General features: G+C 36.0%; 23 protein-coding genes and 1 other RNA gene. 14 read left to right on the forward strand and 10 right to left on the reverse strand.

Annotated elements, in window-relative coordinates; translation table 11 throughout:
* Positions 1–156: 156 nt before the first annotated feature.
* Positions 157–864: a hypothetical protein gene (locus HMJ38_RS11010; RefSeq protein ID WP_194974451.1), complete on the forward strand. Its 708-nt coding sequence runs from the start codon at positions 157–159 to the stop codon at positions 862–864.
* A 32-nt stretch (positions 865–896) separates the two neighbouring features.
* Here HMJ38_RS11010 and secG read toward each other — a convergent pair whose 3' ends face one another.
* The 9 genes from secG to fsa all read right to left on the reverse strand — a co-directional run bounded on the left by secG (position 897) and on the right by fsa (position 8924).
* Positions 897–1262, reverse strand: coding sequence for a preprotein translocase subunit SecG (secG, locus tag HMJ38_RS11015; RefSeq protein WP_194974452.1), 366 nt, complete (start codon positions 1260–1262; stop codon positions 897–899).
* Positions 1263–1272: 10 nt separating this feature from the next.
* Positions 1273–2094, reverse strand: coding sequence for a hypothetical protein (locus HMJ38_RS11020; RefSeq protein WP_194974453.1), 822 nt, complete (start codon positions 2092–2094; stop codon positions 1273–1275).
* A 36-nt stretch (positions 2095–2130) separates the two neighbouring features.
* Positions 2131–2673, reverse strand: a complete 543-nt coding sequence (gene lptE, locus HMJ38_RS11025; RefSeq protein ID WP_194974454.1) for an LPS assembly lipoprotein LptE — start codon at positions 2671–2673, stop codon at positions 2131–2133.
* Positions 2660–3949: a sigma-54 interaction domain-containing protein gene (locus HMJ38_RS11030; RefSeq protein ID WP_194974455.1), complete on the reverse strand. Its 1290-nt coding sequence runs from the start codon at positions 3947–3949 to the stop codon at positions 2660–2662. The genes lptE and HMJ38_RS11030 overlap by 14 nt, the downstream gene beginning before the upstream one ends.
* Positions 3950–3965: 16 nt before the next feature.
* The gene (gene miaB / locus HMJ38_RS11035; protein ID WP_194974456.1) at positions 3966–5426 is read right to left on the reverse strand and encodes a tRNA (N6-isopentenyl adenosine(37)-C2)-methylthiotransferase MiaB; all 1461 of its coding nucleotides are present in this window, start codon (positions 5424–5426) and stop codon (positions 3966–3968) included.
* Positions 5427–5697: 271 nt separating this feature from the next.
* Positions 5698–7119, reverse strand: a complete 1422-nt coding sequence (locus HMJ38_RS11040) for a S41 family peptidase (protein WP_194974457.1) — start codon at positions 7117–7119, stop codon at positions 5698–5700.
* Between the two features lie 97 nt (positions 7120–7216).
* Positions 7217–7927 carry a cell division ATP-binding protein FtsE gene (locus HMJ38_RS11045; protein ID WP_194974458.1) on the reverse strand — a complete coding sequence of 237 codons (711 nt, stop codon included), beginning with the start codon at positions 7925–7927 and terminating at the stop codon, positions 7217–7219.
* 1 nt (position 7928) lies between these two features.
* On the reverse strand, positions 7929–8132 hold the full coding sequence (locus HMJ38_RS11050) for a fructose-6-phosphate aldolase (protein ID WP_194974459.1): 204 nt from the start codon (positions 8130–8132) through the stop codon (positions 7929–7931).
* A gap of 132 nt (positions 8133–8264) precedes the next feature.
* A complete protein-coding gene (fsa, locus tag HMJ38_RS11055; protein WP_194974460.1) occupies positions 8265–8924 on the reverse strand; it encodes a fructose-6-phosphate aldolase in 660 nt (219 codons plus the stop codon).
* Between the two features lie 440 nt (positions 8925–9364).
* On the opposite strand from fsa, the gene HMJ38_RS11060 reads away from it, so the two are divergent.
* The 3 genes from HMJ38_RS11060 to HMJ38_RS11070 all read left to right on the forward strand — a co-directional run bounded on the left by HMJ38_RS11060 (position 9365) and on the right by HMJ38_RS11070 (position 11192).
* Positions 9365–9574, forward strand: coding sequence for a hypothetical protein (locus HMJ38_RS11060; protein WP_194974461.1), 210 nt, complete (start codon positions 9365–9367; stop codon positions 9572–9574).
* Between the two features lie 65 nt (positions 9575–9639).
* Positions 9640–10797, forward strand: a complete 1158-nt coding sequence (locus HMJ38_RS11065; RefSeq protein ID WP_194974462.1) for a hypothetical protein — start codon at positions 9640–9642, stop codon at positions 10795–10797.
* A gap of 2 nt (positions 10798–10799) precedes the next feature.
* The gene (locus HMJ38_RS11070; RefSeq protein ID WP_194974463.1) at positions 10800–11192 is read left to right on the forward strand and encodes a hypothetical protein; all 393 of its coding nucleotides are present in this window, start codon (positions 10800–10802) and stop codon (positions 11190–11192) included.
* A gap of 96 nt (positions 11193–11288) precedes the next feature.
* Here HMJ38_RS11070 and ffs read toward each other — a convergent pair.
* Positions 11289–11375: signal recognition particle sRNA small type (gene ffs, locus HMJ38_RS11075), an RNA gene on the reverse strand.
* Between the two features lie 140 nt (positions 11376–11515).
* On the opposite strand from ffs, the gene HMJ38_RS11080 reads away from it, so the two are divergent.
* The 10 genes from HMJ38_RS11080 to HMJ38_RS11125 all read left to right on the forward strand — a co-directional run bounded on the left by HMJ38_RS11080 (position 11516) and on the right by HMJ38_RS11125 (position 23298).
* The gene (locus tag HMJ38_RS11080; RefSeq protein ID WP_194974464.1) at positions 11516–11818 is read left to right on the forward strand and encodes a hypothetical protein; all 303 of its coding nucleotides are present in this window, start codon (positions 11516–11518) and stop codon (positions 11816–11818) included.
* 162 nt (positions 11819–11980) lie between these two features.
* Positions 11981–12796 (forward strand): polysaccharide biosynthesis/export family protein, encoded by an 816-nt coding sequence (locus HMJ38_RS11085; RefSeq protein ID WP_194974465.1) that lies wholly within the window; start codon positions 11981–11983, stop codon positions 12794–12796.
* Position 12797: 1 nt separating this feature from the next.
* Positions 12798–15227, forward strand: coding sequence for a GumC family protein (locus HMJ38_RS11090; protein ID WP_194974466.1), 2430 nt, complete (start codon positions 12798–12800; stop codon positions 15225–15227).
* A 459-nt stretch (positions 15228–15686) separates the two neighbouring features.
* Entirely contained in the window at positions 15687–16829 is a 1143-nt protein-coding gene (locus HMJ38_RS11095; RefSeq protein WP_228780009.1) for a DegT/DnrJ/EryC1/StrS family aminotransferase, read from the forward strand.
* Positions 16826–17401, forward strand: a complete 576-nt coding sequence (locus tag HMJ38_RS11100; protein WP_194974467.1) for an acyltransferase — start codon at positions 16826–16828, stop codon at positions 17399–17401. The genes HMJ38_RS11095 and HMJ38_RS11100 overlap by 4 nt, the downstream gene beginning before the upstream one ends.
* 5 nt (positions 17402–17406) lie before the next feature.
* Positions 17407–18396, forward strand: coding sequence for a Gfo/Idh/MocA family protein (locus HMJ38_RS11105; RefSeq protein ID WP_194974468.1), 990 nt, complete (start codon positions 17407–17409; stop codon positions 18394–18396).
* Positions 18397–18466: 70 nt separating this feature from the next.
* Positions 18467–19744: a lipopolysaccharide biosynthesis protein gene (locus HMJ38_RS11110; protein WP_194974469.1), complete on the forward strand. Its 1278-nt coding sequence runs from the start codon at positions 18467–18469 to the stop codon at positions 19742–19744.
* Positions 19745–20061: 317 nt separating this feature from the next.
* On the forward strand, positions 20062–20880 hold the full coding sequence (locus HMJ38_RS11115) for a glycosyltransferase (protein WP_194974470.1): 819 nt from the start codon (positions 20062–20064) through the stop codon (positions 20878–20880).
* Between the two features lie 430 nt (positions 20881–21310).
* Entirely contained in the window at positions 21311–22162 is an 852-nt protein-coding gene (locus HMJ38_RS25785; protein WP_394355068.1) for an O-antigen ligase family protein, read from the forward strand.
* Positions 22163–22185: 23 nt separating this feature from the next.
* Entirely contained in the window at positions 22186–23298 is a 1113-nt protein-coding gene (locus HMJ38_RS11125; protein WP_194974472.1) for a DUF354 domain-containing protein, read from the forward strand.
* Positions 23299–23321: the final 23 nt, after the last annotated feature.

A 23321-nucleotide genomic window follows, 5' to 3' on the forward strand; every position in this document is an offset into this window, starting at 1 on the left:
CAAAGAAATATTGCAGAATTTAGCTGACATATAGTCGGGCTGTTTGCTCCAAAACTGACAGTACATAATATGTTGGCTGAAATTCTTCTGTCAATTTTTCTTTGATACTTTTAAATTATGTCAGATTTGCTTAAATTTTTTGCAAAGTATGTTCATATGAAAAATTTATCTGAAAATTGGATTACTGAAGGATGGATTGACTTCGAATACAAGAAGTACCTTCTTCTAGCTTATTTGAGTCATGTGGGTTCACAATTCAAGGAAGTGAAACTATACCCACCCTTGGCGGATCTCATCCAACACTATTCAAAACTTAAAAAATTTGAAGAAAACAAGGAACAGATCAAGGCAGCATTTCCCAAGCTCCTTGAAGGGCCGGATAGGAATGAAATCAAATTGAATTTTAAGCCTTTGATTATGGATGATGAGATGATGAAACAGATAGAAGAAATCATCGCTTTTTCTTTGCCCCAAATGAAAAACTATATCGAAGATGGCAAAAGTATTTATGATTTTCTAGAACATGAAATGGAGATAGAACCAATTGGGATTTCTCCTCTCTACCAAAAAGAAGGATATGCCTTACTTTCTTTTGACAATGCAAAAGAAATATACATTTATCGCTACAAAATAAATTTGTTTCAGAACAGCATCGACACCTTCAAAGGCATCATGATGCAGCTTATTCAAAAAGTCAGGAGGTCTTTGGTCAATACTTTTGAACAAATCAAACTAGATCTAATAAAAACCTACAAGGAACTTCCAAATCCTGCAACATATAGCATTATATGTCAACATCAGATTCCTCTAGAAGAAAGTTTTGTGCCTATCAGTAAAAGGATTTTACTTAAAAAAATTGAATAAAAAAGCCCGGTAAGACCGTGCTGAAATTTCTTTTATTGATTGTCCTCTTCGGGAACATCATTACCTCCCTCAGTGGTATCTAATGGAAGAAGGCTTTCAGTATCACCAAAAGAAGGGGTCAAAACCTGTTTTCTTGCACTTTCAATATTCGGAGAACTAATTTGGTCAACTTCTGAGGTAGAATAAAATGCAGAAGAAGATAGTGACAATACCAAGATAGCGATGGATAAGACCCAAGTTGCTTTTTCAAGGATATTACCTGTTTTGGTCACGCCCATAATCTGAGAGGCACCACCACCAAAAGCAGCTCCAACACCGCCTTTTGAATCCTGTGCTAGGATGACGAGGACCAACAACACTGCTAATACTACAATAACGCTGATAAGAAAGGTAAACATTTCGATGAATTTATAAATCCAATTCTTTAATTAAGTCCGCAAAGTAAGTGTTTTTATCTGGAAATTTCACCATTAATTTTTGATAAATTTCTTTGGCCTTTTGCTTTTTGCCTTGTTTTACCAATATTTTGGCATATGTCTCAGAAAGTAAAGTAGGGTGGAGATGGGTACTTTTTTCCGACAAATCATCCTGCTTTTGGAAATCTTCCATTTCTCTCAGGGTAGCAAGCTTGAATTCTTTTTTGCTGAAGGCTTTGATGATGTCCAGCTGCTTTTTCTTTTTTTCATCAAGAATTTCCTTTTTCTCTTTCAGTTTGATGGTTTCGAGCAACTCATCTTTACTTTTTCTTCTTTTTGGTTTTTGGGGTGTTTTTGATTTTTCTTTCGGGATTTCAGGGAATTTTGCTTTTTTCTTGTGCAGATCTTCACCTAGTTTTTTGAGAATATCAGCTCTTTCCTGAGGATCAGTATCTTTTGCTGGAACAGGAATCAAAGATTTTTCAAAATCATCCAATTCAATTGATCTTAAACTATAGGGTTTGGCTGAAATAAGGCTCTCCAGATTTTCGTCGAGCTTACTTTTCAAAAAACGAAAAGGGGTATCGGTTTCAATGATAAGTTTGAGCCAGGATCTGTCTGGACTTGTGACAGCCGACCAATGCAAAAGCTCTTTGGAAGCACCTTTTGTTTTCTCAAATTCGAATTTTGCGAGTAACACCTTAGGAATCTGAAAATAGGGAAAGGTTTCATGCCATTTTATTAGATGTGTAATATCATCTTTTTGAAGTTGACTGCCTTTTCTTAAAATATCAATGAGTTGATGTGTATTCACTGCTTTTATTTTGAATGGATAACAATATAATCAATTTTACCAATTGGCGACTGTTGCGGTAAAAATGTCCTGAAGAATCTGATCAAATATCTCTTCTATTAGTTGACTCTCTACTTGGAGAATGGAAGTAGTCCTGGGGTCATAATCCTTAAAGAATGAAAAGGACCTTTTCAGGCTATATTCTTCCTCAACTGTATTTTCGTAGTCCACTTCAACCGATATGGTTAGCCTCATCTGTCCGGCCCTATCAGGTAGGTTTGGATCTGGACTGGAAACAGTGGCTTGTGGTGTAATCGCATACCTGTTTATAGAACCTGAAAATAGGAGGTGTCCATTGTTTCGGACCAATTCAAGTTGGGTGTTACGCTGATAGAATTCTTTGAGCGATTCTGTAAAAAGCTGCTCCATATTCGCAGGTCCTCCGCCCGAATCATTGAAAAAATTCTCAACAGAAAAGGTCTGAATAAGATCATAATTGATATTGGTTCCCGTGAAGCTGTAGCTTATCGAACAGGCATTTAGAACCAATCCCAAAAAGGAAATAATTAGAGATTTTCCGATTCTCTTATTCAATATCATATTGTTTGATTTTCCTATATAACGTCCTTTCCGAGATTCCGAGATCGTTGGCCGCATATTTTCTTTTATTATTATGTTTTCTTAATGCTCGGATGATCATTTCTTTTTCCTTTTTTTCTAAGGATAAAGAATTGTCATCTTCCTCATGGATGATGTCTTCTATGGACTCGTCATCGTAGTCATCCATATCCTCCTTAGCATGCTGCTGATGATCTAGTACAATCGGTAGGTTTGAGGATTGGCTTGAAGGTTTTGAATCTTCAAAAGACTTTGGTGTATCAAGATCTTCAAAGAGAGTTTGATGCTTGCTCATAATGTTTGAACTCAAGCTTCCATTTTGGTAAGTTTCCAATACCAGTTTTTTAAGGTCATTCATGTCCTTCTTCATATCAAAAAGTACTTTATATAGAATTTCCCTTTCTGAAAAATCACTGAACTCTTGACTTCCTCCCGAATTCGCCAATAATGCAGGAAGTCGGACCTGATCTGCAGGCAAATATCTAATCAAGGTTGCGCCATCTATTTCTCTCTCCTGTTCAAGTAGTGAAATCTGTTCGGCTATATTCTTGAGCTGTCTGATGTTACCCGGGAAGGGGAATTTCATCAATGCTTTTTTTGCATCTTCATCCAAAGAGACGGGCTTGACTTTATACTTTTCAGAAAAATCAGTGGTAAATTTTCTGAAAAGCAAAGCCACATCTTCTCCTCTCTCTCTCAAGGGAGGAACGTAAATTGGCACAGTATTTAACCTGTAGTAAAGATCTTCCCTGAATTCTCCTTTTTCGACAGCCTTGATCAAATTGACGTTGGTAGCGGCAATGACGCGGACATTGGTTTTTAATACTTTTGAAGAACCTACTTTGATAAATTCCCCATTTTCAAGCACTCTCAATAGCCTGGCTTGAGTACCTAATGGCATTTCCCCGATCTCATCTAGAAATATGGACCCGCCATCGGTTACTTCAAAATAACCTTTTCTAGCCTCATGCGCACCTGTAAATGACCCTTTTTCATGACCAAACAGTTCTGAATCAATTGTACCTTCAGGTATGGCGCCACAGTTGATAGCGATAAATTTCCCATGTTTTCTCAAGCTGAGGGAATGGATGATTTTGGAAAATGACTCTTTTCCACTTCCACTCTCTCCTGTAATCAACACTGTCATCTCAGTGGGTGCAGCCTGCATGGCTACTTGGATGGCATGGTTTAACAGTGGGCTGTTGCCTATGATACTGAATCTTTGCTTGATACTTTGAATTTCCTGTGCTGTGATCATTTTTGTAAGGGGATTTTCAATAAACTACCTCTCCGAATAATGTTGCTGCAGAGCAGTCAGTGATTTTAACCTTTACATAATCACCTTTTTTAAATAGATGGTTAGGAATGATGACAACCTTATTGGCAGAATTTCTTCCTCTCAGTTGTTCCTCGGACCGTTTTGATGTTCCTTCTATCAGGATTTCCTGGATTTTTCCCACATCCAGTTTATTTCTTTCCAATGAAATGGTGCTTTGCTTTTCAATGATTTCGGCCAACCTTCTTTTTTTTATACTTAATGGGATATCATCCTCATATTTTTTGGCAGCCAAGGTGCCCGGGCGCTCTGAGTAAAAGAACATATACGAGAAATCGTATTTTACGATATCCATCAATGTAAGGGTATCTCGGTGTTCTTCCTCAGTTTCGGTGCAAAATCCAGCTATCATATCTGAAGAAATTCCGCATTCTTCCCCTAAGATTTCTCTGATTTTGGAAACTCTTTCCAAATACCACTCTCTATCATAGGTCCTGTTCATCATTTCTAGGACCCTCGAATTCCCACTTTGTACGGGAAGGTGGATGTATTTGCAGATGTTGTCATATTTTTTAATGGTATACAACACTTCATCGGTAATGTCTTTGGGGTGGGAGGTTGAGAATCTTACCCTGAGCTTCGGACTCACTTTTGCCACCATTTCCAGTAAATGGGCAAAATTGATAACAGAAGAAACTTCTTCTTCTTTTTTATTGAGTCTGGCTTTGTTGTTTTCTTCAGGAGACCATTTGTAGCTGTCCACATTTTGGCCCAAAAGTGTGACTTCTTTGTAACCCTTTTCAAAAAGATCTTTGGCTTCTTCAACTATAGAAAATGGGTCACGGCTTCTTTCTCTCCCTCTTGTGAACGGCACTACACAGAATGAGCACATATTGTCACAGCCCCTCATGATGGAAATAAATGCACTGACGCCATTAGAGTTAAGCCGTACAGGTGAAATGTCAGCATAAGTCTCTTCTCTGGAAAGGAAAGTATTGACTCCCTTATGCCCATCCTCAGCAGATGAAACCAAATTAGGAAGATCTCGGTAGGCATCTGGACCAACCACTACATCTACAATTTTTTCTTCCTCCAGTAATTTCTCTTTCAATCGCTCAGCCATACAGCCAAGTACACCGATGGTCATTTCCGGTTTTGACTTTTTAAGTGAATTGAATTGACTGAGTCTTTTCCGTACAGTTTGTTCTGCCTTTTCTCTGATAGAACAGGTATTTAAAAAAATGACATCTGCCTGTTCAAAGTCTGAGGTAGTATCAAAACCGTTTTCCTTCATGATAGATGCGACTATTTCAGAATCAGAAAAATTCATCTGACATCCATAGGATTCTATATAAAGCTTTTTTGATTTCCCGGTATTTTCGTCACCGGTAGTTTTAAAATCACAAGCTTGCGCTTCTTCCGGTGCAATTATATCTATGTCTTTAATAATGTTTTCCATTATACTCAAATCTTTGAAGATGCGAAATTAACAAAATACAGACAAAATGACAGGCAATGTTTAAGCATTTATTTGGAAGGGGAGAGAATTCTGAATATGGCTTCTATGTCCTATGAGGCATATCCTATTAGGAAGCTTCCGTTAACGGACGGATATTCATATTAAAAATATTTCTTTTTCTATTGTCAGAAGTTGGAAGTCCGAAGAAAAACGTCATTTGCCTAATTCGTCATCTTCCAACTTCCAACTTCCATCAAATACCAACCAAAACCTATTTTAACTTTAAAATAGATTTAATGTCTGTTTCATTATCAATGATTAACCCAAATCTCGATTTGCTATCAAGCGAACTTCCCACATTGATTCTATCAATCAATTGTATTCGGGCATCCTCATCAATGGGTGGATTCCCAAGAATTCTATTCAATGTTGTTTTCAGCAGGTATTCGTTGGTATCACCAAATGGCAAAAGCCATTTTTGGGTTATTTCCCTAGCACCGATATTTGGGATAAAGCCATTTGCAAAATCGGACTCTCCATTTTTATTGGCATCTCTAAAAACTATAGGTAAAATCCCATATTTGTTATCAGGGTTATCTTCATCCTCTAGTGGAATTGAACCTACGTTTTTACCAACAGTGACATCCCCAACCATGAAAACATCCATGTAAGGTTTGAGTCCATTAATAATCAACTCACTGGCAGAAGCTGTTCTATTTGAGGTGATTACATAGACTCTATTATCCGTTAGTATTGGTCCAAGGTTTTGGGATTTAGTTTTAAATTTTCTGGTGACATTTTTAAAATCATCAAAACCCGATAGAAAACTGTTGTACTGCACTCTTGATAAAATGTCATTTTCTCCAACTCCCGGAGCGATCAAACTTGCAAGGTTAATGGCACTATTCACAAACCCACCACTATTGTACCTGAAATCCAAAATGAGATGATTGATCCCCTCTGCTTTGAAATCAGCGAAAATCTGATCCATTTCATTATCATAAGCGTTGTTAGTGCCCGGAGCAAAAAAATGGTAAACCACATATCCAATTTTTTCATTGTTGATTGTGAAAACCGTATCCAAGAAATTTGGATTTTCAGCTAATTCCAAAGTAGTCAAATCGATGTGAGCAATGGCTACAAACTCGTCTGTTGCTTGATCAAAACGGAAAGGAGAAATGGAATGAGGTTCAGACCTTTGGCTTAGCAACTCCTGATAATTTTCCAATGTCAATCTGGCCCCGTTGATTCTGGTAATCATATCACCCCTTTTGAGGCCTGATAGATCTGCAGGACTTCCCTTTTTGATATATGTCACAAAAGCTATGACATTGTTGTTTTGGTTACTTTCTCTTGCGAGTATAATTTCATATCCTGCTTCTTTGGATACACCTTGAAGACTATTAATCAATTCTTGATAATCAGGATAAATAACAGAAAATCTATCCGTCGGCCTAAAAAGAAGGGACTCAAAATATTTTTCCGGTTCAGATTTGATCGCGATTGGAGTACGCATATCCTCCAACCAAAAATATGCCTGATCCATTACATCTTTGATCCAAGTGTTTATTTTGACTTGTGCATCTGGTTCAGGAGGTAAAACTTCCTCTTTGTCCTTGCAGGAAGAAAAATTCAATAGGGTGAAAGTTAAAAGAAAAATGGTTGGAAATAAGTTTTTATAAGATCGCTTCATAATTCTATATTTTAATAATTGAAGTCAGATTTTGACATGAAATATAAACGAAAAAACAGTAAGTCTGTTTATAAGAGATTAGAAAAATAATAGCACCTCAATAGGAAGTGTTTATGGTAATGTCGGATGTTTTGCTATCAAGCAGCTGACCCTTCTCGCATTTGAGTACCCTGTATGGATATTTCCGAAGAAGGTCATGATTGTGGGTAGCCATTAATATGGCAGTTCCCTCATTATTAATTTCCTGAAAAAGTTTAAAAATCCCATCTGCTACATCAGGGTCTAAATTTCCTGTTGGTTCATCGGCCAAAAGAATAGTGGGATTATTGATCAATGCCCGGGCAATGACGACCCGCTGTTGCTCACCCCCTGAAAGTTGGTGTGGCATCTTGGTGGCAGCGTCTCCCAACCCGACTTTCAACAAAACTTCAACCATCCTGTTTTTCATTTTCGTTTTGTCTTTCCAACCGGTGGCTTTCATGACGAAGAAGAGGTTTTCAGCAACAGTCCTATCCGGGAAAAGTTGAAAATCCTGAAATACAATGCCTAATTTTCTTCGAAGATAAGGTACTTCCTTTTTTTTGATCTTTTCAAGATGAAAACCTACAATTTCTCCATGTCCCATTTTGAAAGGAAGGTCGGCATATAAGGTTTTGAGGAGGGAGCTTTTTCCACTTCCAGTTCTTCCAATAAGAAAAACAAACTCGTCTTTGTCAATCGTGAAATTAACATCCTCTAATACCGCTGTCAGTCCCTGAAAAATAAAGGCGTCAGCAACTACGATAATTGGTTCTCCTCCGATCTGCATGTTACAATTCTAGCTTTTGAAGTTTTCCGAAAGGTAATTGATCGATCAAAGCCTTTAAAGCTTCTTCTTTCCCTTCCAAACCAAATTTCTCTATGTTTTTCATGGGTCTATCAGCCCTGAAATAGGATACCAATACGAAATTTTCATCTCTGATTTGGATGTAGTCTGGTATTTTGGCTTTTCCTTTTACTTTGATGATATACATGGGAAAAAGTTTTTTGAAGGTTAGTTGACTTTTAGATGTATTACATTAAAAATCACGCATTGTTTACAAATACAACGAAGCAAGAGGTCTGTGAAGTACTTCAGTGATCTCTTGCTTCTGATTAATTATAGATTATTTGCCTGCTGCTTTGGCATGATCTGCAAGAAAAGTTGCTAATCCAGAATCCGTCAATGGATGTTTTAAAAGCCCTGTGATAACTTTCAATGGGCATGTCACTACATCGGCCCCAACTTCAGCGCATTTGATCAAATGCATGGAATGTCTAACCGATGCAGCTAATACTTGGGTAGCGAACCCATAATTTGCATAAATATTTACGATCTGTTCAATAAGGTCTATGCCGTCAAATGAGATATCATCCAACCTTCCGACAAATGGTGAAACGAACGAGGCACCGGCTTTTGCAGCCAAAATTGCCTGTCCAGCTGAAAAAATCAAGGTACAATTGGTCCTTATGCCTTCATTGTGAAAATATTTGATGGCCTTAACACCGTCTTTGATCATTGGGATTTTCACCACGATCTTGTTGTCGATTTTGGCAAGTTCTTTACCTTCTTTGATCATGGACTCATAGTCTGTTGCAATTACTTCTGCACTGACATTGTCATCAACGATATCGCAGATCGCTTTATAATGCGCCATGACATTGGCTTCTCCACTGATGCCTTCTTTGGCCATTAGGGAAGGATTGGTCGTTACACCATCCAAAACACCAAGGTCATAGGCTTCTTTGATTTCGTTGAGGTTTGCGGTGTCGATAAAGAATTTCATTTTTTAGGATTTATGGTTTAAGATGTTGACAAAGTTAAATGAATAAAGGGGAATAGGAAGGTTTTGAAATTGTAAAATTACAAAATTGGAAAACTGAATAAATTATTCAAGAATAAGTTGATAAAATACGTGTTACATGGTTCATATAATTGAAAAAACGAAAATAAATCACCAAATATTTAAAAAATTTCATCTACCACTTTGGATTTAGGTTCTTTAGAAAGAAAAGAAATCTTTGAAAATATCGATTAAATCTATTGTTATTTTGTGTTGTTTGAGGTGCTAGTGTTAATCAACAAAGAAAAAATCCGTATTAAATTTTGAAAAAAAAAAATAGATTTAGTTTAGAGTCCAAGCTTTTTATGTCGACTATAATTGTTTGTAGGTTATGGAACAGCCTGCCACTTTGGGAATTGTTTCGCAACTTTAATTTTATAAAAATGAAAAAGTTTATTTTGAGTTTAGCATTTGGAGTTGTGGCATTTGGATTTTTATCAATGAATCCTACAAATAAAGCCTTAGCCCAAGGAGTTGAGTTAGGGCATTGGGTTGACGTGTATTGGGGGAGTCCTGTACCCATATTTCAAATCTGTGCTGGAGGAGGAAGTGTTTGTATTCATGGTGATTTTAGACCTCCAGGTGAGTATTAATTAAATTTACGTGGTTGCCATTATTACAGGCAACCACTTTTTTGTGAATTTCTTCAAATAGAACTATGAAAAAAATTATATTTATTTTTTTTCTTTTTGCTTTTTCTTGCGAAAAGAAAAATGATGTTAAAAATTATAAATCTAAATTCGATGGAAAAGAGATTATCCTATCAAAAGAATTGTCAATTTCTACAATTCCTCCAATTTCATCTTCTTACCAAATCCATACCATTTTTAATGATTCTCTTTTTTTTGGACTTAACCCATATTTAAACCATAACTCAATTTCTGTTTTTGATATAAAAAACGAAACTTTTGTCAAAAATCTTGTGATTGATTCAAACTTGTTCAAATCGGACATTATGAATCTACATGTCCACAATCCGGATAGTTTATTTTTTTACTCTTATGAAACTAAAAATGTTTATTTAATTGATTTTGAAGGTAATCAAATAAATCACTGGAATTTAGATACCGTATCGGGTAAAAAATACCCCGGAAAAAATGGTTTTTTTTTTCCGTTCAATGCTTATAATAAATTCAGCTATCTTGAATCCGATAAAATTTTAATTATGCCAATTGCAGACAATTATTTTTACAGTGAAGAAGGAGATTCAAATTTGCCTAAATTGGTAATATTTGATATTGAAAAAAATTCAATTACTGATTTTATAGCTCCTCCTTTTGGGAGATTAAAAAACAGAAAAAAATTGTTTTACCCTAATGATGTTATTAATCCCCAAATCGTGGTGTTGAAAGGTAGTATTTATGTTTCATATCCTTTTGATGATGAAATTGCAGTTTTTGATATAGGGACTGGTAAGTTAATTAAATCAATGAACCCGTTAGTAAATAATGAACTCCCATTATTTGAGCCTAAAGACAGTGAGTTCATGTCAATGCGTGAGAAATCATGGAGCTTTAGGGTGGAAATGCCATTTTTTGAAAACCTTTCTTACCACAAAGAAACTGGTCTTTTTTCAAGAGTTTATCACTATCCTTATAGCCAAGAATTGGATACTGAAAAAACATATCTTAGGAAAAGCAGTATAGTCTTTTTTGATAAAAACTTAGATTTCGTAGGAAAAACTGATTTTGAAAATGGTGAAATTGGTGTATTCCGAAATAGCAGTTTGAAAGATGGATATCTCAGTGGGGAGAGTGATTACCTAGTGGTGTCAGAGGATAAATTAGTTCATAATAAAGTATATAAATTTCAATGAATATGAAAGTATTGGTACTTATCGGAATAATTTGGGGTATAGCATTTGAGGCACCTTCCCAAAAACTGGAAATCAGAAACTTTTCCATAACACCTGAAGTATTGGAAAAAGGAAGTAAAGTATTGATTGCGTTCGAAGTTTATAATCCTGGACCTGTTGATCTTCCCAAAGATTCTTTTAAAATGGAAGTAAAAACAAATGGAAAATTGGTTTCATTGGATGATGATACAAACCCGCTCAAAAGTAAGTCTAAGCAAATGTATAGTAAAGAGAGAGGGAAATACCATTACCTAGTATCGGATGAGAAAGAATTGATTGTCGAAATAATCCTTTCTCCTAAAAACAACTTAGTAACTAAATCCGAATTGAAGAAAATTTTTCAAATTTCTCAGTAAATTTTTTACCAGACCTTTGGAAGAGATTTTTAGTTATTAAAATCTTGCTTTAGACATTTAAATGTCAGATAATAAAGTTTGTATTTTACTTTAAAAAAAGAAGCGGCATCGCACCGCTACGACCGCCTACCCTTGCTTCCTTCCGGACCTGGGGGATTTAGCAGGAGCTGGTCGTGCCGCTAGGCAGCAAAGGTATATCAAAAATCAGCCTTTGCAAACGAAAAAAGCCAAAATAGAGCAAATATCTTGTAAATGTCTCTAATTCAAGTTGTAATACGTGGCAAAGTTTTTGTTACTATTTAAGTAATAAATAAAATAAAATTATGAAAAAATTTCTGATTATAGTTTCAACGGTCTTTTTATTAGGTTCATGCTCAATCTTCGGTCCCGTTCCTGAGTTTTCTCAAGGTATGACTGAAAGGAAATTTTTAAGGCAGAACAAAGAAGCTGTACTAAGCGCACTTGATGGAACTTCCAAAACTTATCGAGTCAATAGAGGGGAGAATTTTTATGTATTGGCCACTTTTGAAGATGGCAAGTTGATCAAATTGGAAGAACGTGAAACTTTTCCGGCATGGATGGATAATAGACCTGTAGAAAGTGATGGATTCAGGATGAATTTTTAATTGTAAATTTGATTTAGGCTTATAAAAATCCGGTATTTCGAAATACCGGATTTTTTTAAATCAATCATTGTAATCACCAATGGAAAATTGTCCTTGTCAATAATAAATTTATTTCGCTAAGTTTACGAAGTTCATGTAACAACATTAGCCCAATTTTATGCCATGAGGAAATTCATTTCCTACATTCATCTCGCTTTAATACCCATTATCGGTCTTTCTTGTATTCCCAATAAAAAGGTCATTTACTATCAAAATCTTGAGGGAAACCAAGTAATTGCTGATGGGGAACTGATTTCTTATGAGTTGCCTGAATATAGGCTACAGTTCAATGATATCATTGATATTCAGATACAGACCGTCGAGGATATTTTAGAAAAAGGATTCTCTTCAAAAATTCAAAGCGAAAACAATAATGCAATTTTCGGTCAAATAGCTCAGTCAGGTGGCGATGTTTATTATATGGCTGGTTATACTGTTGATAAGCAAGGTTTTATCAAAATGCCACTTTTAGGAGAATTGAAGGTCAACGACCTGACCTTGGAGGAGGTACGTCTATTGGTGGAAGGTGAGATTACAAAATATGTTACCTCGGAGATTTTTGTCAGGGTAAAGTTGGGAGGAATCCGATTTTCTTCTTTGGGTGAATTTAGAAGACCCGGTAAGTATGTCGTACTTCAAGATAGATTGACCATATTTGAAGCCATTGCACAAGCCGGAGATCTCACCGCCGTTGCAAAAAGAGACGAGATCTTATTGGTAAGGCAATACCCTGAAGGCACAAGGCTTCACAGAATCAATCTCAATGACAGACAGATCGTAAGGACTCCCTTTTACTTTATACAGCCCAATGACCAAATTTATGCAGAACCAATGAAGGTCAGGCAAATTGGGGCCAGCGATAATTCAGCACAATCTGTAGCGCTGATAATTTCCTCTATCACAGCGGCCACTTTGATTTTAAGCATTATTTTAAGGTAGTATGAATTCAAATAACCCATATCCTCTTTTTAATGATCCATTCTTACCTCCCCATGAGGATGATGTAGAGTTAAAAGTGGTATTGTTCAATTACCTTAAGTATTGGCCTTTTATTTTATTATGTTCCTTGATTTGTCTTTTCGGAGCCTTTCTGTTCAATAAATACGCTACTCCCATTTACAAAGTGGAATCTTCAGTAATTGTTGCAGATGAACCGCAGGCTTTAGGGGCTGACTTATTTGATGCAGTGGGTCTTTTACCCATCAAAACCAATGTAGAAAATGAGATTGGAATTCTGAAGTCCTACTCATTGGCTGAGGAGGCAATTTCCGCATTGGGGCTTGATGTATTTTATTTTGAGGAAGATTTTTTTATCAGTAAACAAGTTTATTCAAGCCCATTAATTTACGTGGATGTGGATTGGGGTCATTATCAGGCAGTATCAGGCCATATAAGCATTGATGTGATCGACGATGGTCAATTTGAAATAGATTGGGAAGAAAGTGAATATGAGATTTTCAATCCTTTGGATCCTTTTTATAAGACATTGAGAGAGGTACTCCCTGATTTTAGATCCTCATATATGTTTGGTGAATATATTGAAAATGAAATCCTGAGGATTAAAGTTGATAACAAATCAGCTAAGAAAGGCGATAAAATCCTTATTCAATTGATGGATACGCCTTCGCTGTCACTTTTCCTAAGGGAAAAAATCAATGTGACTCCGATCAATAAACAAGCTTCTATTTTGAGTGTCTCTTTGGAAACACCTGTTAGAAAATTGGGTGAAGAATACCTCAATATGTTGATGGAGGTCTATTTACAAAGAGAATTGAAAGAGAAGAATAGGGCTGCTGAGAATACCATTCGGTTTATCGAGGATCAACTGAGTGGTATTTCTGATTCGTTGGCCTTTTTTGAAGGAAATTTGGAAAGGTATAGATCAGAAAATAGAACATTTAACCTCAGTCAGGAAGGTACGCAGATTTTCAGCCGATTGCAGGAATTGGAAAAGGATAAATCCTTAGCTGAAATCAATCTGAAATATTTTCAGAGTTTGCAGAATTATATTACCAATGACAATGTACAAGACCTGATGGCGCCATCCATATCAGGAAGTACAGATCCTTTATTACAGAATTTGGTGGTTACATTGAGTGAACTTCAAGCAGAGAAATCAAGGTTGTCCTATAATTTTTCAGATCAGGCTCCGGCTATGAGGGAGATCAATAATCAAATCAGAAATACCAAAAAGGCTTTGCAGGAAAATGTTACTTCTTTTATCCAAAACACCAATACTTTCCTGACTGAAATTAATGCCCAGATCAGAAGGGTTGAGAGAGAAATAAATGTCTTACCAGAAACAGAAAGGAGACTGCTGGGGATTCAGAGGAAGTTTACTGTCAATGAAAACATCTATTTATACCTCCTTCAGAAAAGGGCTGAGTCAGAAATTACAAGGGCTTCCAATATGCCCAAAAATGCAATTCTAGATTTTGCCAGGGCAGGTCAAAAACCTGTTTTCCCAAGAAAGATCATCAACCTGATCATTGGATTTTTCATTGGAATGTTTTTTTCAATTGGATATATTACCATTAGGGATTTTTTAAATACTAAGATTGAAGATCCCAAGGAACTGGAAAAGCAAATTAAAACACCTTTGATCGGGATGATAGGTAGAAATCATGGCAATGACCCCAAGCCTGTATTACATAATCCCAGGTCTTCTGTAACTGAATCATTTAGAAATATTAGGGCTGACATGTCGTATTTGAGCCCTAGCAAAGATCATTTGACCATACTTTTCACCTCTAGTATTTCTGGTGAGGGCAAGACTTTTGCTTCCATCAATATGGCCTCAGTGTATTCTCTATTGGGGAAAAAGACAATATTGATAGGGCTTGATCTCAGAAAGCCCAAAATTGCTGAAGAGTTTGGATTTAGTAATGATATTGGGATTAGTTCTTGTTTGAGTAAAGGAATGCCATGGAAAGAGGTCATCAAACATACTAAATACGATAACCTTGATGTTATTCTATCCGGGCCTGTCCCACCTAATCCTGCTGAATTACTGTTGCAGGATAAGTTTTCGCAGATCATGTCCGAAATAAAAGAGGAATATGATGTGGTAATTTTGGATTGCCCACCGGCAGGACTTGTTTCAGAGACCAAAGAATTGTTTAACTATTCCGATGTGAATTTTTATATTTTCCGTCAGGGCTTCTCCCATAAAAGCAATATTCAAGTACTCAACAACCTCATTGAAAAAGGAGGAGTCAACAAGGTCTATGCCTTACTCAATGACGTGCATATAGACAAAGGATATGGTTTTGGATATGGTTATGGCTACGGATATGGTTATTCCAGTCATTATGGGTACCATGACGAAATCCAATTACCTTGGTGGAAAAGGGCATTGAGGAGAAGGTGAGGGAGAAGGGAGATGCGAGATTTTAGAGACAAGAACCAAGAGGAGAGAAGCGAGAATTTTGGAACCAAGAGACAAGAGACAAGAAGCGAGAACCGAGAATAAAAGCCTGCCCCGATGCTTCTATCGGCGAGACTAGAACCAAGAAACACTTAGAGTAGGGAAATGATTGGAAGATTGAAAGAACTTATCCTCTAATTCACAAGCGCATAGGCTTGGCGGATTGAAAATTTTGTTCTTTATATTCTTGAAATATAGGTGGGTTATTCAACTGTAGTATGGGTTTTTGGTGGGGAAATTGGAAAGATTGATAGATTGAAAATTTTAAGTGCTATTGATCTTTTATTAGCAATTTATGGCATGAAGGTCTATTTTTAAATCTAAAATCTAAAATCTAAAATCTACCTTCATCCCTCATCCTTTCCCATGTGGGTCAGGTGGCGAAGCTGTGTAAAATTGACAATGAAAACTGCGGAAATCAAGAAAATCCAAATGGTCGACCTCAGGTCTCAATACGAGAAAATAAAACCTGAGATAGATGCGGCTATGCAAGAGGTGATCGATCAATCTGCATTTATCAACGGCTCCCAAGTTAGGCATTTCGCTGAGGAATTGAGGGAATATTTAGATTGTAAACATTTAGTGACCTGTGGTAATGGGACAGACGGCTTGCAGATTGCGATGATGGCCTTAGGCTTTAAACCCGGGGATGAGGTTATAGTTCCGGCTTTTACCTACATCGCCGCAGTGGAAGCCCTGGCTCTTTTGGGTCTAAAGCCTGTTTTCGTCGATGTCGATCCGGACACTTTCCAGATTGATGCTACTCAGATTGAAGAAAAAATATCAAGTAAAACAGTATGTATTCTCCCTGTTCACTTATATGGTCAGTGTGCCGATATGGAAACGATCATGAAATTGGCAAAGAAGCATCAGTTAAGCGTTTTGGAAGACGCTGCACAATCCATTGGAGCCGAATATGTTTTTGATGATGGCAAGAGAATGCAATCCGGAACCATAGGGGATATTGGAGTCACTTCATTTTTCCCTTCCAAAAATCTGGGTTGTTTTGGTGATGGGGGCGCAATGATGACCAATAATCCTGATTTGGCCGAAAGGATAAGAATGATCGCAACTCATGGTCAGAAAAGAAAATACATCCATGATGCCATTGGAGTTAACTCAAGATTGGATACTTTGCAGGCTTCGGTTTTACGGATTAAACTAAAATATTTGAATGGGTACATTGATGCTAGAAATCAGGTAGCTGCAAACTATGACGCGGCTTTTAAAAACCATCCCCATCTTCAAATCCCTGTGAGGATGAGTCAGTCTTCCCATGTATTTCATCAATATACCTTGAGGTTGAAAGAGGTTGAAAGAGAATCCTTTTCAAAGTATCTTGCCGAAAAGGGAGTTCCCACCATGGTTTATTATCCTATGCCCGTCCACCTTCAGGAAGCATACAAATTCCTGGGTTATAAGAAAGGAGATTTCCCGATTGCAGAAGCATTGTGTCAAGAGGTAATTTCTCTACCCATGCATACCGAAATAGAGGATGATCAACAGGCATATATTATTAAATCCATAAATAGTTTTTTTGAATGAAGGCCTATTTTGCGCATGAAACAGCAGTAATTGATGAAGGCTGCCAAATTGGAGAGGGGACTAAAATCTGGCATTTTTCCCATATCATGCCCGATTGTGTGATTGGGAAAAACTGTAAAATTGGCCAGAATGTGGTTGTTTCACCTCAAGTTGTCCTAGGAGAAAATGTCAAGGTTCAGAACAATGTATCCATCTACACAGGGGTAACCTGCGATGACGATGTTTTTCTGGGCCCTTCCATGGTATTTACCAATGTCACTAACCCAAGGTCAGCCATCAACAGAAGGGACCAATATACCAGAACCCATGTAGGCAAAGGTGCCACTATCGGGGCCAATGCTACAGTGGTCTGTGGCAATGATATCGGACAATTTGCCTTTATCGGTGCGGGTGCAGTCATCACAAAAGCAGTTTCACCATATGCCTTGGTTGTGGGAAATCCGGCTAAGCAAATTGGTTGGATGAGCGAATTTGGGCATAAATTAGAGTTTGATAAAAATGGTATGGCAGTTTGTTCTGAATCGGGAGATGAATATGTTTTAAGAAAAGGTGAGGTTACCAAACTCAAATAGAATTAATGAAAAACTTTGCATTGATAGGTGCTGCAGGATTTATTGCTCCCAGGCACATGAAAGCGATTAAAGAAACCGGAAATCAGTTGTTGGCGGCTTATGATAAATTTGACTCAGTTGGCATTATGGACAGCTATTTTCCTAAGGCTGATTTTTTTACAGAGTTTGAGCGATTTGACCGCTATGTTGAAAAACTCAAAAGGTCAGAAAATAAAATTGATATGGTCAGTGTATGTTCACCAAATTACCTGCATGATGCCCATATACGTTTCGGTTTGAGGTTGGGGGCGGATATTATCTGCGAAAAACCTTTGGTATTGAATCCTTGGAATATTGATGGTCTGAAAATGGTAGAAGAAGAGTCGGGAGTCAAGGTTTACAATATCCTGCAATTGAGGCTTCATCCAGCCATTATTGCTTTGAAAAAAAGAATTGACCAAGGGCCTAAAGATGATGTATACGATGTAGATCTGACTTATATTTCATCCAGAGGAAATTGGTACTACAGTTCATGGAAAGGAGATGAAAGTAAATCAGGAGGCATTGCGACCAATATTGGAATACACTTTTTTGATATGTTGGTTTGGGTATTCGGAAAGGTGAAGTCCAATATTGTCCATATCAAAACCCATGACCGGGTAGCAGGTTTGTTGGAGTTGGAAAGGGCTAGTGTCAGGTGGTTTTTGAGTATCAATGAAAATACCTTGCCGGAATCTATTCAAAAAAGAGGATTGAGTATATATAGGTCCATTACCCTCGAAGGGGAGGAGATTGAATTCAGCGATGGCTTTGTGGACCTTCATACAGAAAGTTATAGGCAGATATTGGCAGGAAATGGTTTCGGATTAGAAGAATCCCGAAACTCCATAGAGATAGTTCATGATATCAGACAACAAAAAGAGGTTGGCTTGAAGGGCGATTATCATCCTTTTGCGAGGTTACCCTTGGCGGAGCATCCGTTTGCTAAAACGCTAGGAGAGGAAAAAGAAAACTGAAATTATTTGTAAATTTTGGGTATTCAATTGAAATTCAAAACCTTTGAATTTTTTAAAATAATCTTTTCTAATGGGTAGTAAGTTAAATTTTAGATTTTTTGAACAGCTCAGAAAAGATAAATTTACTGGTGATACAGGTTGGCTGATTTTGTCCCAATTTATTTTGATAGGTTCAGGTTTGCTGGTCAATCTGATCATTGGTTATTGGTATGGGGCTGAGCAGTTGGGTGTTTTTAATCAAATTCTGGGGTTTTACCTGATTTTGACTACATTTTTTTCGCTAGGGATCAACAATTCGATTATTCAGAAAATATCAACCCAATCATCCAAGAAGCATCCCGAAATTTTTAAATCTAATTTTTTTATTACAACTGTCAGTACAATTCTATTCACTGGCGCAGTATTGTTGATTACTTGGATAAGCCCTGCGATTTTCAGTTCAAATGAATTGGCAAAGGGACTGTTTATAGCAGCACTTTCTTTTCCATTTTTTAATTGGAACAAAAATTTCATGGCATATTGTACCGGTACAAGAAACCAGAAGTTATTTGCCAACAGCAGGTCGCTAAGGTGGCTGGTTATTTTGGCTTATATTCTAATAATGAGTTTGCTGAGGTATCCGAGTGAATTGCTCTATTTTGCCTTTTTACTTGCGGAGATCTCGTTGATGTTCTTTTTCGCCTTCAAATTTCATTTTCTTTTTAAATCAGCCCTTGACCAATTTCAAGTTAAGAAAAATCTTGATTTTGGATTAAAGAGTTTTGTAGGGGAGATATTCTCCATACTTAATGATAAAATGGATCTGGTAATCTTGGGGTATTTGCTAAGTAAGACTGAGATAGGTATTTACAGCTTTCTGATATTCTTTGCTAAATCCCTTTATGTTTTCCCTGGAATACTACAACAAAACATTAATCCATTGATTGGCAAGCATTGGATTGATAAAACTTTGGATAGTTTACAGAATCATTTAGTCAAATTAAGAAAAATCAACTTTGTAGCGGTGCTTTGTCAGGCAGTGGTAGTTTTGGTTTTTTACAAAATATTGACAAATAACTTCCAACAGGAATTTCAGCACACCACTAAATACCTGATTGTTGCCATCATTGGGACTTTCATTTATTCCCTGATTGCATGGGGTGGATCGATTTTGGTAATGACAGAAAAACTACGTCAAAATATTTTTAGAACAGTTTATATTTTGATTTTTTCGGTGATTTCCACCATTACTTTATCAGCATTCTTTCATATTTGGGGTGCCGTTTTTGCGGTATTGGCAAATGCTGTTTTTAGTTTTTGGCTGTTGAATGGATTTGTGAAAAGGGAAACGGGGATTAGGTTGGTATGAAAAGGAAGTCAATCTTGTTTTTGGTTAGATCCGTTAAGCCTTTTTTTTCCAACAGAAAGGATGTGGATGATATCATTCTAAAACTTATTGAAAATGGTCATAGGGTAGAAATTTACGATACCAAAGAGAAGTTTTTATTAAATGTGAATTTAAATTCAAAAACAGATTATAATTTTTTTCCGAAATGGTTATTTAAAGGTAAGGTCTATCTTATATTAAACTTTTTTGTTTTGATCCGTTTTTGCCTTAAAAATCAGAGAAAATATGACTTTGTTCAAATTAATTATTGCAGAGAAGAATTTCAATTAATCCCTCAATTGATAAAAGGTTTAGGGAAAAAATTATTTATTTTTTTCTACGGATCTGATTTAAACGACAGAAATTTCATCAAAAACAATTTCAAACAATTATTCTATTCTGCTGATAAGTTAATTGCTACCAATAGGGCCATTTTTAAAGTATTGGATAAGTACCTTGATAAAAGAAGAATAGAGGAAAAGAAGACTGTTATTTTTCTTCCACAGGATCATTTTAAGCTTTATGAGCCGTTTAGCATAGCGGATAAGACAACTTTCAAAAAGGAATTGGGACTACCTGATGATAAGACAATTATTATGGTTGGGAATAATGGAACTGAAAATGAACAGCATGAAGCGATGATTTCCCAGCTTGGCCAAATCAGGAATCCTCAAAATTATTTTTTTGTTTTTCCTTTTTCAAACCGATTGGATACGTCAGGAATTAGACTGAAAAAAATCACACTTCTTGCCAAAGAAAAATTGGGAGAAGGAAATTTCAGGTTTCTTCCTGATTTTATTTCCCATCAGGAGATGGCCCAATATCGAATGTCCAGTGAAATATTTCTCCATTTAAGGCAAAAAGATCAAATGGCAGCATCTATGTTTGAAAGTAATATGGCCTATTGTCAAATCATAACCGGAGATTGGCTGCCTTATGAATATTATTTGGAAAAAGTAATGGTAGAGGTTATTTCCGATTTTTCAGAAATCAACAATGCTATAGAAAAAGTCCTAAATGACCCTGATCTTTCTTACAAACTGAGTCATAACAGGGAGGTGGTTTTAAAGGATTATCACTATAAGGTGTTAGATGATTGGATGAAATTATATGAATAATTATTCGGTCAATACTCTTGAGAAAAAAGTAGTCAGAGGAGCTTTCTGGGTCCTGTTTGCGAATACCGTTATAGAATCTTTTTTGCTATATTTTGAGGACAGGTTTTCGATTATTCTATTCCAATTAATATTGAACTTAGGTTTTTTTCTTTTTCTTTATTTCAAAGAATTCAGAATTCGGTTTTCAAAAAATTTCATCGCACCATGTCTATTGATTTTGCTTTTTTTGGTGATGAGCATTTTGAGCTCCGATTTGATTCTTTCATTGAATATGCTGCTAAAGTTTTCAATTCCTTTTGCCTTTCTTTTTATTGGGTATTCATTGCAATCATTCTATCTAATCAATTACTTCATAAATTACATATGGGTTTTTATGGCCTATTATGTTTGCTATTTTTTAGTTGTCAATTATTATGACATCGGGTATGAGATGTATATTGGTGGTGTCAAAACCGGATATTACTCACTTAATGGACTTTATATTCCTGTCTTTTCTCTAATTTTCGTATCATTTTTTTATTCAAGGATTTCGAAAAGAAAACTTAAATTATTGACATTGGTTTTTTCTCTACTTACGATTGTAGTTTCCTTATCTATTTTAAAGAGAACCCTATTGTTGATTTTGGCATTAGGACTTATTGCAGTAATTATCTATAATTTTAATTTAAAATTTCTAATTAGAGTTTCTTTGGCATTACTTTTTTCAGGGTTTTTGTTTTTTAAATTTTTTTATTCAGATTTTCAAAAAACATTTGAATCAAGGGAAAGTCGGTTCAATAGTGAATATAATATTTGGAACGAAGGAAGAATCACTGAAAATTTTTATGTATTTGATTTGGTAAAAGAAAGTCCATTTAAGTTGATTTTTGGTTCTGGAGAAGTATTTAATGATAGGAAATATATTGCATACACAATTTATGAGGAAGACAGGGAGGTCCATAGTTCATATGCCAGGATTTTTTGGAATGGAGGTTTCCTTGGCTTGGTATTATTCTTATTCTTTTATTGGATCCAATTCAAAACAATGTTTATTTCCATGAAATTCTTTAATGACAAATCAAAGGAATTCAAACTCATTTTCTATTTCGGTTTGGTTTTGATTGCTTTAAGATTTATTAGCGACTTCAGTTCAGGAATTACATATTTAGGATTTAATTCTTTTTGTTATTTAATAATAGGTTATTTATTTGGTTTAAGTGTTAATCAGAAAAGGAATTATTTAATTCATTTCAATTTTTTTTGGCAGGATAAAATTAGGAACCGTCAAATTCAAAAAGTGTAAATACTTATTAAAAGAAGCTTAAATTGAAATCCATCCACATAGACATCATCCACCCCGCCAATGTTCATTATTTTAAGCATTCTATAGCTAAGTGGAAAGCCAGTGGACATCAACTCATCATCACCTGCAGGAATAAGGAAATCACCTATGAACTTCTTGAACTTGAGGGATTGAAATACATTCCAATGGGGAAAAACCCTAGATCCGCTTTAGGAAAAGTTTTTTTCCTTTTAAAATGTGAATGGAGTATTTTCCTGCTTTATATCAAAAAAAAGCCTGATTTGTCTTTAAGTTTTGCTGCTTCATATGTTGCCCATATGTCATTTCTTTTTGGTATACCTCATATTTCTTTTGATGATACCGAACATGCGGGATTAAACAGAAAGCTTTATTTGCCTTTTACAGACTTGGTATTGAATCCGGAAAGCTACCTGCTTGACCTTGGTAAAAAGCAGTTTAAGTTTAAAGGACATATGGAGTTATTTTATCTTAATCAAAAATATTACAAGCCTGATTCTCAAATTTTTTCTGAACTTGGAATTGATAAGCAGACTCCTTTCGTGTTTTTGAGATTTGTCTCTTGGGGTGCTTTTCATGACAAAGGTCAGATGGGTTTTTCAGATGATTATAAAATTCGGTTGGTTGAAGAACTTGCAACAAAATACAAGATTATAATTTCATCGGAAGGGAAATTGCCGGAGGAACTAAGTCATTTTCAAATTAGGATTAAACCGAATAGGGTCCATCATGTGCTGTATTATGCATCATTGTTTATAGGAGAAGGCGCTACAATGGCATCAGAATGTGCGGCACTTGGAACTCCAGCAATTTATGTTAATTCTCTTGATGCAGGCACATTGCAACAACAAGCAAAAAATGGTCTGATACATAATTTGAGATATCAAAGTGGAGTGATTGAACTTGCATTTAATATTTTGGAGAATAAAGAATACAAAAAAGATTTAAGGGCTAAAGTTGAATCCCTCTCCAAAGAAAGGTATAACCTTACAGATTTCTTGGTTTGGTTGGTGGAGGAATATCCAAAATCAAAAAAAATATTGCTTGAGCGGAGAATTGATATGAAGGAAAGGTTCCGAGATGAGTCTTCTATTTTGGAAGATAACTTCTCGAAATAAAAATTTAATGATTTAAAATTAAA

It is taken from the genome of Aquiflexum lacus, from assembly GCF_015476655.1.
Lineage (GTDB): Bacteria > Bacteroidota > Bacteroidia > Cytophagales > Cyclobacteriaceae > Aquiflexum > Aquiflexum lacus.